Origin of the sequence: Sphaerisporangium album (assembly GCF_003323745.1) — a bacterium.
Taxonomy (GTDB): Bacteria; Actinomycetota; Actinomycetes; order Streptosporangiales; family Streptosporangiaceae; genus Sphaerisporangium; species Sphaerisporangium album.
This window is the reverse complement of the sequence record NZ_QOIL01000037.1, coordinates 23506-39497: the sequence shown is the minus strand read 5'-3', so window position 1 is coordinate 39497 and position 15992 is coordinate 23506. Positions and strand designations below refer to the sequence as shown.

17 protein-coding genes are annotated in these 15992 nt (G+C 70.4%); 12 read left to right on the top strand and 5 right to left on the bottom strand.

Annotated features, from left to right (window positions below; translation table 11 throughout):
• From DQ384_RS41930 to DQ384_RS39165, 3 genes are all read left to right on the top strand, one after another.
• The coding region (locus DQ384_RS41930) for a trypsin-like serine peptidase (protein WP_484378272.1) at positions 1-412 on the top strand (412 nt) is incomplete at its 5' end.
• A 356-nt stretch (positions 413-768) separates the two neighbouring features.
• A complete protein-coding gene (locus tag DQ384_RS39170) occupies positions 769-1869 on the top strand; it encodes a trypsin-like serine peptidase (protein ID WP_245967090.1) in 1101 nt (366 codons plus the stop codon).
• Between the two features lie 320 nt (positions 1870-2189).
• The gene (locus DQ384_RS39165; RefSeq protein ID WP_114033948.1) at positions 2190-3266 is read left to right on the top strand and encodes a trypsin-like serine peptidase; all 1077 of its coding nucleotides are present in this window, start codon (positions 2190-2192) and stop codon (positions 3264-3266) included.
• Positions 3267-3338: 72 nt separating this feature from the next.
• Here the strand turns inward: DQ384_RS39165 and DQ384_RS39160 are convergent, their stop codons facing one another.
• Positions 3339-4703, bottom strand: coding sequence for an NsdA family TPR-like regulatory protein (locus tag DQ384_RS39160; protein WP_114033947.1), 1365 nt, complete (start codon positions 4701-4703; stop codon positions 3339-3341).
• Positions 4704-5054: 351 nt separating this feature from the next.
• A complete protein-coding gene (locus DQ384_RS39155) occupies positions 5055-6185 on the bottom strand; it encodes an NAD(P)-dependent malic enzyme (RefSeq protein WP_114033956.1) in 1131 nt (376 codons plus the stop codon).
• A gap of 535 nt (positions 6186-6720) precedes the next feature.
• On the opposite strand from DQ384_RS39155, the gene DQ384_RS39150 reads away from it, so the two are divergent.
• Positions 6721-7263, top strand: a complete 543-nt coding sequence (locus tag DQ384_RS39150; RefSeq protein WP_114033946.1) for a CGNR zinc finger domain-containing protein — start codon at positions 6721-6723, stop codon at positions 7261-7263.
• On the opposite strand, the gene DQ384_RS39145 is transcribed toward DQ384_RS39150, so the two are convergent.
• Positions 7244-7663, bottom strand: a complete 420-nt coding sequence (locus tag DQ384_RS39145; protein WP_281274196.1) for a S24 family peptidase — start codon at positions 7661-7663, stop codon at positions 7244-7246. The two genes, DQ384_RS39150 and DQ384_RS39145, sit on opposite strands and share 20 nt — an antisense overlap.
• Between DQ384_RS39145 and sodN the strand changes: the two genes are divergently transcribed.
• From sodN to DQ384_RS39130, 3 genes are all read left to right on the top strand, one after another.
• Positions 7654-8055 carry a superoxide dismutase, Ni gene (gene sodN, locus DQ384_RS39140; RefSeq protein WP_114033945.1) on the top strand — a complete coding sequence of 134 codons (402 nt, stop codon included), beginning with the start codon at positions 7654-7656 and terminating at the stop codon, positions 8053-8055. The two genes, DQ384_RS39145 and sodN, sit on opposite strands and share 10 nt — an antisense overlap.
• A 237-nt stretch (positions 8056-8292) precedes the next feature.
• On the top strand, positions 8293-8730 hold the full coding sequence (locus DQ384_RS39135; protein ID WP_181871675.1) for an ATP-binding protein: 438 nt from the start codon (positions 8293-8295) through the stop codon (positions 8728-8730).
• A complete protein-coding gene (locus DQ384_RS39130; protein ID WP_114033944.1) occupies positions 8727-9527 on the top strand; it encodes an RNA polymerase sigma factor SigF in 801 nt (266 codons plus the stop codon). Before DQ384_RS39135 ends, DQ384_RS39130 begins: the two co-directional genes overlap by 4 nt.
• Positions 9528-9591: 64 nt before the next feature.
• Here the strand turns inward: DQ384_RS39130 and DQ384_RS39125 are convergent, their stop codons facing one another.
• Positions 9592-9969 carry a hypothetical protein gene (locus DQ384_RS39125; protein WP_114033943.1) on the bottom strand — a complete coding sequence of 126 codons (378 nt, stop codon included), beginning with the start codon at positions 9967-9969 and terminating at the stop codon, positions 9592-9594.
• Between the two features lie 60 nt (positions 9970-10029).
• On the opposite strand from DQ384_RS39125, the gene DQ384_RS39120 reads away from it, so the two are divergent.
• Entirely contained in the window at positions 10030-11001 is a 972-nt protein-coding gene (locus DQ384_RS39120; protein WP_114033942.1) for a diacylglycerol/lipid kinase family protein, read from the top strand.
• Positions 11002-11288: 287 nt separating this feature from the next.
• On the top strand, positions 11289-11543 hold the full coding sequence (locus DQ384_RS39115) for a WhiB family transcriptional regulator (protein ID WP_114033941.1): 255 nt from the start codon (positions 11289-11291) through the stop codon (positions 11541-11543).
• 185 nt (positions 11544-11728) lie between these two features.
• On the opposite strand, the gene DQ384_RS39110 is transcribed toward DQ384_RS39115, so the two are convergent.
• The gene (locus DQ384_RS39110; protein WP_114033940.1) at positions 11729-13189 is read right to left on the bottom strand and encodes a PAS domain-containing sensor histidine kinase; all 1461 of its coding nucleotides are present in this window, start codon (positions 13187-13189) and stop codon (positions 11729-11731) included.
• Between the two features lie 150 nt (positions 13190-13339).
• Here DQ384_RS39110 and DQ384_RS39105 point away from each other — a divergent pair, with 150 nt between their 5' ends.
• The 3 genes from DQ384_RS39105 to bioD are packed head-to-tail and all read left to right on the top strand — an operon-like array spanning position 13340 to position 15969.
• Positions 13340-14494 carry an 8-amino-7-oxononanoate synthase gene (locus DQ384_RS39105; protein ID WP_114033953.1) on the top strand — a complete coding sequence of 385 codons (1155 nt, stop codon included), beginning with the start codon at positions 13340-13342 and terminating at the stop codon, positions 14492-14494.
• The gene (locus DQ384_RS39100; RefSeq protein WP_114033939.1) at positions 14491-15234 is read left to right on the top strand and encodes a GntR family transcriptional regulator; all 744 of its coding nucleotides are present in this window, start codon (positions 14491-14493) and stop codon (positions 15232-15234) included. The genes DQ384_RS39105 and DQ384_RS39100 overlap by 4 nt, the downstream gene beginning before the upstream one ends.
• An 18-nt stretch (positions 15235-15252) precedes the next feature.
• Positions 15253-15969, top strand: coding sequence for a dethiobiotin synthase (gene bioD / locus DQ384_RS39095; protein WP_114033952.1), 717 nt, complete (start codon positions 15253-15255; stop codon positions 15967-15969).
• Positions 15970-15992: the final 23 nt, after the last annotated feature.

The window sequence follows — 15992 nt, the reverse complement described above, 5'->3', positions numbered from 1 at the left end:
CACCTGGAACCAGAAGATCGGCCAGCCGGTCTACGCGTTCGGCTACCCCGCCTCGGCGCACCCCGACGGTGACAAGCCGTTCACCGGTGTCACGCCGAAGTGGTGCTACGGCAAGACCTTCGCCGCCAAGCCCGCCGCCGCGTTCAAGGCCGAGGCCCAGATCGGCCTCAAGTGCTCCATGACCGCCGGCTCCTCCGGTGGCCCCTGGATCCTGAAGTACACGAACACCAAGCGCCTCGGCTACATCAACGGTGTCACCAGCCTCATCGGCGACGCCGACGCCAACGGCCGGATCGACTTCAGCACCTCGGCCTACTTCGACAGCGAGACCTACTCGATCTACAAGTCCGCGTCGAACCTCTGGTCCGGCAAGATCGTCGCCGCCGACGGTGACTTCGTCACCAAGGCCTGACGTTCTAGCCAGCTAGAGCTCAAGCGGTAGCACCAGCAGGACCCGGCACCAGTGCCGGGTCCTGCGCTGTTTGAACCGACGCTTGAGGCCGATTGATGTGATTTACATCACATTCCGTCGGCACCCCGGGGCCGTTTCTCCACGTACAGGAGGGTCTTTGGACCGTTTCCACCTGTGCGTGTCCGGATGGTGACGCACATCACGGACGTCGCCTGTAACGCCGGAACGGACCCTCGGGCGGCTTCACCGGCGCCTCTTCGCGGCCCATTACCAGCGGTCAGACCGATAGGTTTCATCTGTCCTTTTTGGGACCAGTGAGGCAGGAATCAACTCCTGCGGCAGACCAAGGAGTCTCATTGAACACCCGAGTCAAGCGCCTCGTGCTCCCCCTCGGTGGCGCGGTGATCGCCACCGGCATGATCGCGGCATCCCTCACGACCGCCGCGGCCGCTTCCTCCACCGCCCCGGTGGCCGACGGGCTGGCCACCAGCCAGGCCAGCGCGCTGAAGACGGTCGCAGCGTGGACCGCCGGCAACGGCAAGCGCCTCAAGGCCGCCGCGAAGTTCACCGCGGACTCGGCCGTGCAGGGCAAGATCAAGCTTGGCGGCGGTGACGCCGCTCCCGACGGCAAGACCGGCGTCGTGCCGCCGATCGGCCAGGAGAAGGTCACCCCGACCAAGGTGAAGAACGTCAACCTGCCGCGCACCATCGGCAAGGTCTTCTTCCGCCTGAACGGCAAGGACTACTGGTGCTCGGCGTCCTCCATCCAGGGCAAGCACCGCAACCTGGTGGCGACCGCCGGACACTGCGTCTACGACGTCGACAGCAACCGCGACACCCTCGACGAGTGGATCTTCATTCCGGGCTACTACCAGGGCAAGGCTCCCTGGGGCATCTACCCCGGTAAGTCCGCGTACACCCACTTCGACTTCGGCACCTACGAGGACTTCGACAGCGACTACGCCTTCGTCACCGTCTACAACGGTGTGACGGCGGACAGCTGGAACTCACCCAAGTGGGAGGACGCCGGCCGCCTCGGCGACAACGTCGGTGGCCAGGGCTTCGCCTGGAACCAGAAGATCGGCCAGCCGGTCTACGCGTTCGGCTACCCCGCGGGCGTGCACCCCGACGGCGACCAGCCCTACAGCGGCCACACGCCGAAGTACTGCTACGGCAAGACCACCGCCGCGGGCGTGGCCTCGGCCTTCAAGGCGGAGGCCCAGATCGCCATCAAGTGCTCCTTCACCGCGGGCGCCTCCGGCGGTCCCTGGATCGCTCAGTACAGCAGCACCAAGCGCCTGGGTTACATCAACGGCGTGACCAGCCTGGTCGGCGACTCCGACGGCAACGACCGCTACGACTTCGCCACCTCGCCGTACTTCGACAGCGAGACCTACGCGGTCTACACCCTGGCCAGCAACCTGGGCTCCGGCCCGATCGCCAAGCCCGCCAGCTGAGTCCGCCCGGCCGCGACCGGCCGAGCATCTCGTAAGGCGTCTGACGGCGCATGAAAGGCCCGGCTTCGGCCGGGCCTTTCTCGTTCGGACGGATACCCGCAACTCACTCGGCCCGACGGTATCCGGTTACGAATCTCACACCTCAACCTCACCCAGCGGTGAGGGTTCCCTGGCGCGAGATCCCCATCAATGCCTAGATATGCCTGTATGTCGCTTTCTTCATATGGCCCCCGTAAAGAAAGCGCATAGGCTCGATGTCATCCCCAATGGGACACATGGGACGTAAGTGACGTCTCTCGAGCAGTAGCCAGAGGAGCCAGATGACGATCCGAGCCAAGCACCTCATCCTCCCCCTGGGCGCAGCCGTCACCGCCACCGGCATGATCGGCGCCGCCCTCACCTCGTCCGCCGGGGCCACGGCCAAGCCCCAGCCGACGAACGTCTCCCTCGCCTCCAGCAAGGGCAAGGCGAGCGACACCGCGAAGTTCTGGACCGCGAACGGTGGCAAGCAGCTCAGGGCCGCCACCCGCTACTCCAACGACTCCTCGGTGAACGGCAAGGTCAAGTTCGGCGGCAGCGACGCGGCCCCCGACGGCAAGACCGGGACCGTCCCGCCGATCGGTCAGGAGAAGGTCACCCCGACCAAGGTGAAGAACGTCAACCTGCCGCGCACCATCGGCAAGGTGTTCTTCCGCGTCAACGGCAAGCCGTACTGGTGCTCCGCCTCCTCGATCCAGAGCAAGTACCACAACCTCGTCGCGACGGCCGGTCACTGTGTCTACAACACCGACCTGAACCGCGAGACGCTCGACCGCTGGGTGTTCATCCCCGGTTACTACCAGGGCAAGGCCCCGTGGGGCGTGTACGTCGGCAAGTCCGCCTACACGCACTACGACTTCGCGGTCTACGAGGACTACGACAGCGACTACGCCTTCGTCACCGTCTACAACGGCATCGACGTGCGGACCTGGAAGGACGCCGGCCGCCTCGGCGACAATGTCGGCGGCCAGGGCTTCGCCTGGAACCAGAAGATCGGTAAGCCGGTCTACGTCTTCGGCTACCCCGCGGGCCCGCACCCCGACGGCGACAAGCCGTTCACCGGTGTGACGCCGAAGTGGTGCTACGGCAACACCAAGCCCGCGGGCGTCACGGCCGCTTACAAGGCCGAGGCGCAGATCGCCGTCAAGTGCTCGATGACGGCGGGCGCGGCCGGCGGCCCCTGGATCTCCGGCTACAGCAGCACCAAGCGTCTGGGCTACGTCAACGGCGTCACCAGCCTCATCGGCGACTCCGACGGCAACGGCCGGTACGACTTCAGCAGCTCGCCGTACTTCGACAGCGAGACCTACGCGGTCTACAAGAAGGCCGCCAACCTGTGGTCCGGTTCGATCCGCTGACGCAGGTGTACCACCCGGCGTGACGGCGGGGTCCGGCTTCGGCCGGGCCCCGCTCGCGCGTTCCGGGCATCCTCAGGCCGCGGGGGCCAGGTGCCTGGTGCGCTCGATGAGCGCGGCCACGCCGGCGTCCTCGCCGAGCGGTCGCAGCCGCTTGCGCAGGTCGGCGACGTACGACCGCGTGCGCGCGGACTGCAGCCCCGCCGCCAGGTCCAGCGCGGACGCCCCGGCCTGGCCGGCCGCCTCGGCCTCCCCGCACAGGGCGTGCGCGGAGGCGAGCAGCGACAGGTTGAACATGCGCCCGCGGACGTACCGCCCGTCCATGTCCAGGGAGCGGCGCGCGTACCGGACGGCCTGAGGGCCGTCGCCGAGGTCGCGGAAGCAGTGGGCGTACTTCGCGGCGAGGTAGGCCTCGTCGAAGTAGCGGATCCACTGCGGCTCGTCCTCGGGGCTGCGGCGGTCGAAGGCGAGGTCGGCCTCGTGCAGCGCGGCGGCGCAGGCCGCGCCGTCGGAGAGCGCCGCGTGGGCGTGGGCCTCCAGGACGTACGCCTCGGCCAGCAGGGACGGGATGCCCGCGCGGCGGGCCGAGAGCTGCGACGCCCCGGCGAGGTCGAGGGCGTGCCGGGGTTGTCCTATATATATGGCTTGGTGGGCCATGCCGGCGAGGATCTCGCCGCCGAAGCCGTGGTCGCCCGCGCCACGCGCCAGGCTGAGCGCCTGGATGAGATGGCGCTGCGCGAGGCCGTGCTGCTCCAGGTCGTAGGCCATCCACCCCGCGAGGCGCGTCACCTCGGCCGCCGCGGAGGCCAGCGCCCTGCCGGTCGCCTCGCCGTACATGCCGTCCTTGAGCATCGGCGCGACCGCCGAGTCGAGGTACCTGACGACCGCCGCCCGCACCCGGCCCCCGCCGAAGCGGTTGTCGAGCTCGCCGAAGGATCGGGTGACCTCCCGGATCGCGGCGATGTCGGGGGCGCCCACCTTGCGGGGCCCGCCGGCCTGCGGCGTGGCCCCCATGGGAAGGGTCAGCCACCGCAGGGCTCCCGTGGAACCCGCTCCGACGGCGAAGGCGGAGTCGAGGAGGAACCTGCGTCTCTCCATGTCCGCCCTCCATAGTGCTGTCACCGTCTCGACACCCTCCTGCCACGAGTGAGTGAATTCCTGCCCGAGGTCGAGGGACGTGGCCGCCCCCGCCATACCGAGGTCCTCCTGGGTGACCGGCCTGCCGAGGCGCAGCGCGAAGATCTCCCCCAGCAGCGCCGGCACCGGATCTCGCGGCTGCTGGCCGCTCGTCCAGCGCAGCACCGAGCTGTGGTCGTACCTCAGCCCGGCGAGGCCGCGGGCGGCTCCGAGATCGTTCAGCCTGCGGGCCAGCCCCTTGTGGGAGAAGTCCGCCTCGGCGATGAGGTGCTGCAGCAGAAGGTTGGGCTCACGTTGTGGCATCGCTCTTGTCCCCACGAGAACTACGCGCACGGTCACGGGCGCTCCGGCCGCCGCGTCCCTCTGCACGTTGGTGCGCTTCGGGACGCCCTTGCCCGGCTGTGACGGAGCGTTCTTGTTATAGCACGATGCGTAACATCGCGCGGGAATTCCCGAGACTTGACCCCAGGAGGGCTATCTCATGCCGAAGGCAAGCCTTTTCCACGGGGAAGTCGGGACGCGCGCGATCCGTCCCGGGGCTGAATCACCACAAGCCAGGACGCCGGGGACGGCGCCCAGCCCGCTGAAGGAGGGCATGACGAAACGAGGCCCGCCGGTGGGGCGGACCTCGTCACGTGCGGGCACCAAGGGCGGCTACCTGCGGGCCACCCCGTCCAGGCGGGCCTGGTGGGCGACGGCCGAGGCCACCGCCGGGGCGACCCGCCGGTCGAAGGGGCTCGGGATGACGTAGTCCGCCGTCAGGTCGTCGCCGACGACGGACGCCAGCGCGTCGGCGGCGGCGACCTTCATGGACTCGGTGATCGTGGACGCCCGGACGTCGAGCGCGCCGCGGAACACTCCGGGGAACGCCAGCACGTTGTTGATCTGGTTGGGGAAGTCGGAGCGGCCGGTCGCCACGACCCGCGCGTGCCGCCGGGCGGCCTCGGGGTGGATCTCGGGCGTCGGGTTCGACAGCGCGAACACGATCGAGCCCGCGGCCATGGACGCCACCGCGGCCTCCGGCAGCGTCGAACCGGACAGGCCGACGAAGACGTCCGCCCCGGCGAGGGCCTCCTCGGTCGAGCCGGTGAAGCCGCCGCGGTTGGTGACCCGGGCCAGGGCCTCCTTGAAGGGGTTCAGCCCCTCGCGGCCCTCGTAGATCATGCCCTTGGAGTCGGAGACCGCGATGTCGCCGATGCCCGCGTTGAGCAGCATCTTGGTGACCGCCACGCCGGAGGCCCCCGCGCCCGCGACCACGGCGCGCAGGTCGCCGAGCGAGCGCCCGGTCAGACGGGCGGCGTTGCGCAGGGCGGCGGTCACGACGATGGCGGTGCCGTGCTGGTCATCGTGGAAGACCGGGATGGCGAGCCGCTCGCGCAGGCGGTCCTCGACCTCGAAGCAGCGGGGCGCGCTGATGTCCTCCAGGTTGATGCCGCCGAAGGACGGGGCGAGCCGCACCACGGTCTCGACCAGCGCGTCGACGTCGGTGCAGTCGAGGCAGATCGGCACCGCGTCGACGCCGCCGAACTCCTTGAACAGCAGCGCCTTGCCCTCCATGACGGGCATGGCCGCGGCGGGGCCGATGTCACCGAGCCCGAGCACGGCCGTGCCGTCGGAGACGACGGCGACGACGCCGCCGACCCAGGTGTAGTCGTTGACGAGGTCGGGCTGGCCGGCGATGGCCGTGCAGACCTGGGCGACGCCCGGCGTGTACGCGAGCGACAGGTCGTCGGCGTCACGGACGGGGATGGTGGAACGGACCTCGATCTTGCCGCCGCGGTGCATCGCGAACACGGGATCGACGTCGAGGGATTCGAGAGAAGCGGAGAACGGCGTGACTGCCACAGCGACCCCTGTGTCGTAAAGGACGGTTTCCTTCGGTGGACGCCGCAGGCAGGCGAAGACCCAGGCTGCTGTAGTCGCCGGGCGGCCGTCGCCGTTGACGGTCGTCTCGTGAGGGGGTACGGGGGTCACCCGTTGCTCGATTGTGCCACAAGGTAAGGCGCCCGCCATTGTGGGCCGTGCCACTCCTGAGTGGTCGGCCGCCCAACGGCATGCGTCTCCAAGCGGACATATCTCTACTTACTCCCCCTATCAGCAGATACCCGAAGCCGTTCTCCAGATACCCCCAGCGCCGCCCGGCTCCCCGGATCGCCGGACCGGTACGGCCCGCGCGCGCCCCACATCGCCGCGGACGCCGGTCACACCGGCCTTCGCCCGTCGGCCGGCGCCCGGCCTCCCGCGCCGGGGCGGCGGGCCGTGTAATACTCGATGTAATACCTGGAATCCGCACTCATCTCTTACAGCGCCTGGAACCCACGTGGACCTGACGTCATACGCCGAGCTGGCCGTGCTGCTCGTGAACAGCGACGAGCCGCTGGACTCGCTGGAGGGCGCCCGCCGGTTCCTCGTCGAGGCGGGCCGCGGCAGGCACGCCGACCGCCTCACCCGCGAGGACCTGCGCGTGCTGCGCGAGCTGCGCGGCGAGCTGGCCGCCGTCTTCGCGGCGGCCGCCGCACGCGACGAGGAGGCCGCCGTCGAAAGGCTCAACGCCCTGCTGACGCGGCGGCCCGTCCACCCCCAGATCTCCCGCCACGACGGGCAGCGCTGGCACCTGCACCTCACCGAGGGCGGCCGGCTCAGCGACGAGTACGCCGCGGGCGCGGTCATGGGCCTGACGGCGCTGGTGACGGAGCTCGGCGTGGACCGTCTCGGCCTGTGCCAGGCGGCGCCGTGCCACCGGGTCTACCTCGACACCTCGTCCAACCGCTCGCGGCGCTACTGCTCCGAGCGCTGCGCCAGCCGCGCCAACGTCGCGGCCTACCGCGCCCGCCGCCGCGATCTCAGTGGCCCGCGCGCCTGAGGGCGCCACGCCTGGGCGGCCAGTAACGGAACAGGACGCGCCCGACCACCAGCGAGGCGGACACCGCGCCGAAGTCCCAGCTGTCCCTGCGGCCGGGTGCCCGCTGGTTGTCGCTCTCCAGCCACCAGCCGTCCCCGTCCGCCCACGCGGCCCGCTTGACGATCATCGTCGCGGAGTCGCCGGGGAGCCGGGCGACGACGACGTCCCCGGGCCGCACCCGCGCCCTCCGGCGGACGACAAGCCAGTCCCCAGGTCGCAGGGCGGGCGACATCGACTCGCCCTCGACGCGGACCCTCATGGCCGACATCCCCTTCCGCTCCTGGGAATCAACGAGAGTAAGTTGGGAACCGGATAGTGCTGTCTGAATATCAGCATCAAGGAAGGAAAACGATGCTCGCACGACTGTTGCGGCCTCGCCATGTCGCCTCCGCGCACTGTGACCTGCCCTGCGGTGTCTACGACCCCGCCCAGGCGCGCATCGAGGCGGAGTCCGTCAAGGCGATCATGCAGAAGTACGCCGACAACGACGACCCCGTCTTCCGCGCGCGCGCGTTGACGATCAAGGAGGAGCGCGCCGAGCTGGTCAAGCACCACCTGTGGGTGCTGTGGACCGACTACTTCAAGCCCCCGCACGTCGAGCAGTACCCTCAGCTCCACCAGCTCTTCTGGGACGCCACCAAGCTGGCCGGCGCCGCCGGGGCCAAGGGCACCGTCGATGTGAGCAAGGCCGAAGACCTGCTCGGAAAGATCGACGAGATCGCGAAGATCTTCTGGGAGACCAAGGCCGCCTGAGCCTTCCTGCCCGTTTCTGGCCTCGCGCGCTCAGTCGAGCGCGCGAGGCCAGAGGCTTTCCGCCGCAGGTGCGGCCGGTCCCGCTTTGCGTCATATGAGAACGTAAGCAAAGGACAGCGGGACGTCAGGGAAACCGGCCGCAATTCCACAAGATCACGACTATCGGCGCGTCCCAGTCCTCCAACAGGGGACACGGGGCGGTAAGTTGCTAATCAGCAGCTCTGTGCGAGGAGGAACGTGACCGACGAGACAGCGACGCGTGCTGACGGCATCCACGGCGGGCTCGCCGGGATCCGTGACGCGGTGAGCGTGCGGCTGCCCGCCGCAAGTGCCTACCTGTCCGTGCTGCGCACGGCGACGGCCGGGCTCGCGGCGCGGCTCGACTTCACGCTGGACGAGATCGAAGATCTTCGCATCGCCGTCGACGAGGCGTGCGCCATGTTGCTCGGCCATGCCGTCCCGGGCACCGACCTGATCGCCGAGTTCGAGCTCACCGGCCAGGAGATGATCGTGCGGGTCGAGGTCAGCACGGTCGGCCAGGCCGAGCCGAAACGCGATGACTTCGCCTGGATGGTCCTCACCGCCCTGGCCGACGACGTGGACGCCGTGACCGACACCCCCGACCGCATGGCGATCGTGCTGCACAAGCGCCGAGGTTCTGCGAGGCTGTCGTGACGGAGAGGACCCGCGCCGTGGCCGGCAGTGACAGCACCGTCCCCGACAGGGTGCGGGCCCGAGGGTTGTTCGGCGAGCTGGCCGAGTTGCCGGCCGACGACCCGCGGCGCCAGCGCATCCGGGACGAGCTGGTGGAGCTCCATCTGCCCCTGGTCGAGTACCTCGCCCGGCGCTTTCGCAACCGCGGCGAGTGGCTCGACGACCTCACGCAGGTGGCCACCATCGGCCTCATCAAGTCGATCGACCGGTTCGACCTGGCGCGGGGCGTCGAGTTCTCGACGTACGCGACGCCGACCATCGTCGGCGAGATCAAGCGGCACTTCCGCGACAAGGGCTGGGCGGTGCGGGTGCCGCGCCGGCTGCAGGAGCTGAAGCTCTCGCTCACCAAGGCGATAAGCGAGCTGTCCCAGCGCCAGGGCCGCGCGCCCACGGTCGCCGAGCTGGCCGCCCACCTGCAGATGAGCGAGGAGGAGGTGCTGGAGGGCCTGGAGTCCGCCAACGCCTACTCCACGGTCTCGCTCGACGCCCCCGACTCCGGGGACGACGACGCGCCGGCCGTCTCCGACTCCCTGGGCATCGTCGACGAGTCGCTGGAGGGCGTCGAGTACCGCGAGTCGCTCAAGCCGCTGCTCGAACGCCTGCCGCCGCGCGAGAAGCGCATCCTGCTGCTGCGGTTCTTCGGCAACATGACCCAGTCCCAGATCGCCACCGAGCTCGGCATCTCGCAGATGCACGTCTCGCGTCTGCTGGCCCGCACCCTGGCCCAGTTGCGCGAGGGCCTCACCGCCGAGGACTGACCCTTTTCGGGGCGCCTCAAGAGCGCCCCGAACCGCCCAGCCTAAGGCTCGGCCACGGGCACGGTCACTCCTTGATCATGGCGCGGGTCGTCGGGGGTGCCAGCAGCGCCGCCAGGCCCGCCAGCGCCAGCACGATCAGCGGTACCCCGAGCAGGTACTGCGCCGACTGCACCAGCGACACCGCGACCGGCAGCGCGAAGATCTGCGTGACCACACCGGGGGCCCGGCTCCACCGGGCCGCCTGGAACACGCCCCACGCCACCCACAGCAGGGCCGCGCCCACGAGCACCCCGAACGCCGAGACGCCGATCGAGCTGGAGACGTCCGAGGGCGAGCCGATGATGGTCTCCACCCCGGCGTATCCGCCGAGACCGACGGCGGTCAGGCCCTCGACCGCGAGGACGGCGGCGGCGACGGGCAGGGTCGCCGGACGGTTCACCATATCGCGCAACCCTACTTGACCGGCGCGCCGACCGCGTGACCGGTGGATACGCTGGGCCGCATGCGGGCACTCCTCCTGATCAATCCCAAGGCGACCTCCACCAACCGCCGGACGCGGGACGTCCTCATCCGCGCGCTCGGCGCGGCCGTCGATCTGACGGTGGAGCAGACCGCGTACCGCGGGCACGCCACGCTGCTCGCCGGAACCGCGCGGGACAAGGGCTTCGACGTCGTGGCCGTCCTCGGCGGCGACGGCACGATCAACGAGGCCGTCAACGGCATGGTCGGCCATGACGGCGACCGTCCGGCGCTGATCGTCATCCCGGGCGGCAGCGCGAACGTGTTCGCCCGCGCGCTCGGCCTGCCGAAAGACCCCGTCGAGGCGACGGGCGCGGTGCTGGAGGCGATCCGCGAGGGCCGCCGCCGCACGGTCAGCCTGGGCCTGGCGACCTGGGAGGACGGCGCGATCGGCCGGGAGGACGCGGATCCGCTCACGCCCCCGGGCAGCCGTTACTTCACGTTCTGCGCGGGCCTCGGTTACGACGCCGAGGTCGTGCGGGCGGTCGAGGGGCTTCGCGGCGCCGGGTACAAGGCGTCCCCGAGCCGGTACGTCCACACCGCCCTGCGCCACTACCTCATGACCGACCGCCACCGCCCGGCGCTGCGGCTGGAGCTGCCGCACCGGCCGCCGGTCGAGGGCGTCTTCATGGCCATCGTCTCCAACACCAGGCCCTGGACCTGGCTCGGCGACCGGCCGGTCAACCCGACGCCGTGGGCGGGGTTCGACACGGGGCTCGACATGCTCGGGCTGCGGCGCCTGGGCCCGGTGGCGATGTTCAGTGTGATCCACCAGATCGTCGGGGAACGTGTGGGCCTGCCCCGGGGCGGGCATCTCGTGCATGTCCACGACGAGAAGGAGTTCACGCTGACCGCCGCCCGCCCGGTGGCGTTCCAGTTGGACGGCGATTATCTCGGAGAACGCGAGCGGGTGAGCTTCCGCTCCGTTCCATCCGCGTTACAAGTTCTGGTCTAATCCGTCACATCGCGTCATAGTGTGATGCATCCGACAGCCATATCAGGCAAAACCTTCTCCCAAACCTCTTGCGTGACCTGGGCCTGCCTGAAAAGCTCAACACGACGTCGGAACGTAGGACGTTTGAGGATCGACCAATGTCCTCAAAGGTCTGCGGCGATGACACGAACTCCCCGGACCGCCAACCCCAAGGGCCGGGCAAAAGTTCGCTCTGGTTAGTGAAAGAGTTCACAAACATCCGTCACCCGGACGGAGCCGCAGGCTCCACCTACGAAGGAGTGGAACGCATGGACTGGCGCCACCGCGCTGCCTGCCGTGACGTGGACCCCGAGCTGTTCTTCCCGATCGGCAACACCGGCCCGGCACTCATGCAGATCGAAGAGGCCAAGCAGATCTGCCGCGCCTGTCCGGTCGTGGAGTCCTGCCTGAAGTGGGCCATCGAGTCCGGCCAGGACGCCGGCGTGTGGGGTGGCCTGAGCGAGGACGAACGCCGCGCCCTCAAGCGCCGCACCGCTCGCGCCCGCGCCCGCGCGGCCGTCTGAGCCTCCCTCGACAGCGCCTCCCGGAAGAACCATCTCGGAGAAAACGCCTCCGCACCGCCCCAGTGCCGTGGCCGTACGGAACACGCCCGGCGTCGCCCTCGCGCGACGGCCGGGCGTAGCAGTCCCGGAGGCCTTTGCCGTGGTCGTTACGGTGGCCTTCACCGTGGCGTTCTTCATCGTGGCCTTCACGAGGGCGGCTGCACGGGGATGGTCAGCGAGACCTCCGTCCCCCCGCCCTGGCGCGGCCTGACCGCCAGGCGCCCGGACAGCTCCCCCACCACCAGCGTGCGGACGATCTGCAGGCCGAGACTGGTGGACGCGTCGAGGTCGAACCCTTCGGGCAGCCCCTGCCCGTCGTCGGCCACGATCAGGTCCAGCCGCTCCTCCGTGCGCGACACCATCACCTTGATGCTGCCGCTGCCGTAGGCGAAGCCGTGCTGGACGGCGTTCTGGATCAGCTCGGTGAGCACCATCGCCATCGGGGTGGCCACCATCGCGGGCAGCATGCCGAAGCTGCCGACCCGGCGCGGCATCACGTTGGCGGCCGAGACGTCGCCGGTCATCGAGATGACGCGGTCGGCGATGTCGTCGAAGTCGACGATCTCCTCGGGAGTGTGGGAAAGGGTCTCGTGCACGATCGCGATCGAGCCCACGCGGCGCACAGCCTCCTCCAGCGCCTCCCTGCCCTCCGGCACCTGCAGCCGGCGCGCCTGGAGGCGCAGCAGCGCGGCCACCGTCTGCAGGTTGTTCTTCACCCGGTGGTGGATCTCACGGATCGTCGCGTCCTTGGTCAGCAGCTCGCGCTCGCGGCGGCGCAGCTCGGTGACGTCGCGGATCAGCACCAGCGCGCCGATGCGCCCGCCGCCGACGATGAGCGGGATCGCCCGGAGCTGCACGACGTTCGCGCCGGCCTCGACCTCGGTCTCCCTCGGCGCGCGGCCGCTGGCCACCAGCATGAGGTCCTCGTTGATGGGCTCGTCGCGGTAGCACAGCGCGGCCGTCGTCTTGCCGAGCTCCGACCCGACGAGGTCGGCGTTGAGCCCCAGCCTGCGGTACGCCGACAGCGCGTTGGGCGAGGCGTAGGTGACGCGGCCGGCGCGGTCCAGCCGCAGCAGGCCGTCGCCGACCCGGGGGGAGCGGACGAGGATCGGCCCCTCCTCGGGGAAGGGGAAACGGCCCTCGGCGACCATCTGCGCCAGGTCGGAGGCACTCTGCAGGTAGGTCAGCTCCAGGCGGGAGGGTGTGCGCGCCGAGGACAGGTTGGTGGAGCGCTGGATCACGGCCACGAAGTGGTCGTCGCGGCGCACCGGGATCGTCTCCTCCCGCACCGGGACGCCGCTGGACCAGTCCGGATCGCCCTCGCGGCAGATGCGGCGCTCGCTCCAGGCGGTGTCGATCAGGGGACGCTCGCCGGCCGCCACGATGGAGCCCACCACGTCGTCGTGGTAGACGGTCGGGCCGGTCGTCGGCCGCATCTGCGCGACGGCCACCCACGCGGACTCGTCCCGCAGCGGGATCCACAGCACCAGGTCGGCGAAGGAGAGGTCGGCGAGGAGCTGCCAGTCGGAGACCAGCGACTGCATCCACTCAAGGTCGGCGGGATCGAGGGTCGTGTGGCGCGTCACCAGGTCGCTCAGAGTCGGCACGTCTGCATCATGCGTGCTGAGACCGGTCCAATGCGAATCGACCACCCCCGCCCTGGGAAGATTCCTCGGATGGAGGACAATGTGGTGTCCGCCGGTCACACGTCGCGTCCAGCGGACGCGACCGAACCGGCCACCGGCACGAGTGTGATCATGAACACCGATCCCCTGGAGCGGTTGCGCACGGCCGCCGCCGCGCGTGAGGCGGCCGGGCTCCGGCGTGCCCTGCGTCCCCGCACGCCCGATCACGACGGCCTGCTCGACCTCGCCTCCAACGACTACCTCGGCCTGTCGCGCGACCCGCGGCTCGCCGAGGCCGCCGCGCGGGCCGCGCGCGAGTGGGGCACGGGCTCCACCGGATCGCGGCTGGTCACCGGCTCGACGAGGCTGCACGCCGAGCTGGAGGAACGGCTCGCGTCCTTCATGAACGCGCCCCGCGCGCTGGTGCTGTCCTCCGGCTACCTGGCCAACCTCGCCGCGGTGGCGACGCTCGGCGCGGGCGGGCTCGTGGTCAGCGACGAGGGCAACCACGCCTCGATCATCGACGCCTGCCGGCTGTCGCGGGCCCGGGTCGTCGTCACCCCGCACAAGGACGTCGAGGCGGTCGAGAAGGCTCTCGCCAACCGCACCGAGAGCCACGCGGTCGTGGTCACCGACGCGGTGTTCTCCGTGGACGGGGACCTCGCGCCGCTCGCCGGCCTGCACGCCGCCGCCGCGCGCCACGGCGCGCTGCTGGTCGTGGACGAGGCCCACTCCCTGGGCGTGACCGGCGAGGACGGGCGCGGCGCCGTGCACGCCGCCGGTCTCGCCGGCGCTCCGGACGTTGTGAGAACCGTCACACTGTCCAAGTCCCTCGGCTCGCAGGGAGGAGCCGTGCTGGGCGCGCCCGAGGTGGTGGAGACACTGGTCGACACCGGGCGGGCGTTCATCTTCGACACCGGCCTCGCACCGGCCTCCGTGGCGGCGGCCCTCGCGGCTGTTGATATCGTGAGCGGCCATCCTGACCTGCCGGGACGGGCGCGTGCCAACGCCCGCGCGCTGGCGGGCGCCGTCCGGGACCGCGGCCTGGCCACCGCGGAGCCGGCGGCGGCGGTCGTGCCGGTCGTGCTCGGGCCTCCGGAGGCCGCCCTCGCCGCCGCCGCGGCGCTGGCGGCTCAGGGAGTGCGGGCAGGGTGCTTCCGTCCGCCTTCGGTGCCGCCCGGCCGGTCTTGTCTCAGGTTGACCGCACGGGCCAACCTGAGTTCGGATGATCTCGCGGTGATCGGACGCGCGCTCACCGCGGTGGCCGAGATGAAGGTGAGCGTGTGACGGAAGATTCTCCCCGGGTTCCGAAATATTACGACGTCAAGAGAAACCTGCTGGAACTCACCAAGTCTCTGCCCGCCGGCGCGGCCCTGCCGCCCGAGCGTGCCCTCGCCGTGCGCTTCGAAACCTCCCGCACGACCGTGCGGCAGGCCCTCACGGAGCTGGTCATCGAAGGACGCCTGCTGCGGATCCAGGGCAAGGGCACCTTCGTGGCCCAGCCGAAGGTCGCGCAGGTGCTGCAGCTGACGTCGTACACGGGAGATCTGCGGACGGTCGGCCTCGAGCCCGACACCAAGATCCTTGACATCAATTACATCACGGCCGACGAGACGCTCGCACGCCGTCTGGGCATCAACCCCGGCGGCCGCGTGCTGCGCATCCACCGCCTGCGCCTGGCCAACGGCGAGCCGATGTCGATCGACACCACCCACCTGTCGGCGCGGCGGTTCTCGCGGTTGCGGCGCGAGCTGGAGGTGCACTCCTCCCTCTACGAGACCCTGCACAACGCCTACAACGTTCAGCTCACGGACGCCGAGGAGATAATAGAGACCGTCCTGGCGACGCCGTACGACGCGCAGATCCTCGGCGTGGACGTCGGGCTGCCGATGCTGCTGCTCACCCGGCACGCCTTCGACGCCGAGGGCCATCCGGTGGAGTGGGCCCAGTCCCTCTACCGGGGCGACCGGTACAAGTTCGTGACGCGCCTGCGCAGGCCGCCGGAGCAGGGGCCCGCGGCGGGCTGAGGCCCTAGGGTGGTGCCGGTGAGCGTCCTGGTGGTCACCGGCACCGGCACCGGCGTGGGCAAGACCGTGGTCACCGCGGCGGTGGCCGCGCTCGCCCTCGCGCGCGACGTGCCCGTCGCCGTCGTCAAGCCCGCCCAGACCGGCGTCGCGCCCGGCGAGCCCGGCGACCTGGACGAGGTGATCCGCCTGTCCGGCGTGACCACCACGTTCGAGCTGGCCCGCTACCCCGATCCCCTGTCCCCCGCCGCCGCGGCCCGCGTCTCCGGCCTCGCGCCCGTGTCCCTGGCCGCGGCGGCCGAGCGCATCGGCGCGCTGGCCGCGACCCACCGCCTGGTGCTGGTCGAGGGCGCGGGCGGGCTGCTGGTGCGCTTCGACGAGGACGGCGCCACCATCGCCGACCTGGCCCGCCGGCTGCGCGCGCCCGTCCTGGTGGTGGCCGAGGCCGGGCTCGGCACGCTGAACCACACGGCCCTGACGCTGGAGGCCCTCGCGGGCCGCGGCCTGGACCTGGCCGGGGTGGTGATCGGCTCCTGGCCGCGCGAACCGGGCCTGGCCGAGCGCAGCAACGTGACCGACCTGGAGACGCTGGCCGCCCGTCCCCTCGCGGGCGCGATGCCCGAGGGGTCCGGTTCACTGGACTTGACGGAGTTCGCCCGCGTGGCCCGGCTGGGACTGGGATCCCCGCTGGGCGGCGGGTTCGACCCTTCTCGGTTCCGGGCAGCCCTTAGTCTGTGACGCAACCGACAAGGGAGCAGCAG

Bases quoted from the DNA above. Each gene is read 5' to 3' on its own strand.
- DQ384_RS39165 (WP_114033948.1), top strand. From the start codon at position 2,190: ATGACGATCCGAGCCAAGCACCTCATCCTCCCCCTGGGCGCAGCCGTC.
- DQ384_RS39160 (WP_114033947.1), bottom strand. From the start codon at position 4,703: ATGCCACAACGTGAGCCCAACCTTCTGCTGCAGCACCTCATCGCCGAG.
- DQ384_RS39155 (WP_114033956.1), bottom strand. From the start codon at position 6,185: ATGCACCGCGGCGGCAAGATCGAGGTCCGTTCCACCATCCCCGTCCGT.
- sodN (WP_114033945.1), top strand. From the start codon at position 7,654: ATGCTCGCACGACTGTTGCGGCCTCGCCATGTCGCCTCCGCGCACTGT.
- DQ384_RS39125 (WP_114033943.1), bottom strand. From the start codon at position 9,969: ATGGTGAACCGTCCGGCGACCCTGCCCGTCGCCGCCGCCGTCCTCGCG.
- DQ384_RS39120 (WP_114033942.1), top strand. From the start codon at position 10,030: ATGCGGGCACTCCTCCTGATCAATCCCAAGGCGACCTCCACCAACCGC.
- DQ384_RS39115 (WP_114033941.1), top strand. From the start codon at position 11,289: ATGGACTGGCGCCACCGCGCTGCCTGCCGTGACGTGGACCCCGAGCTG.
- DQ384_RS39105 (WP_114033953.1), top strand. From the start codon at position 13,340: ATGAACACCGATCCCCTGGAGCGGTTGCGCACGGCCGCCGCCGCGCGT.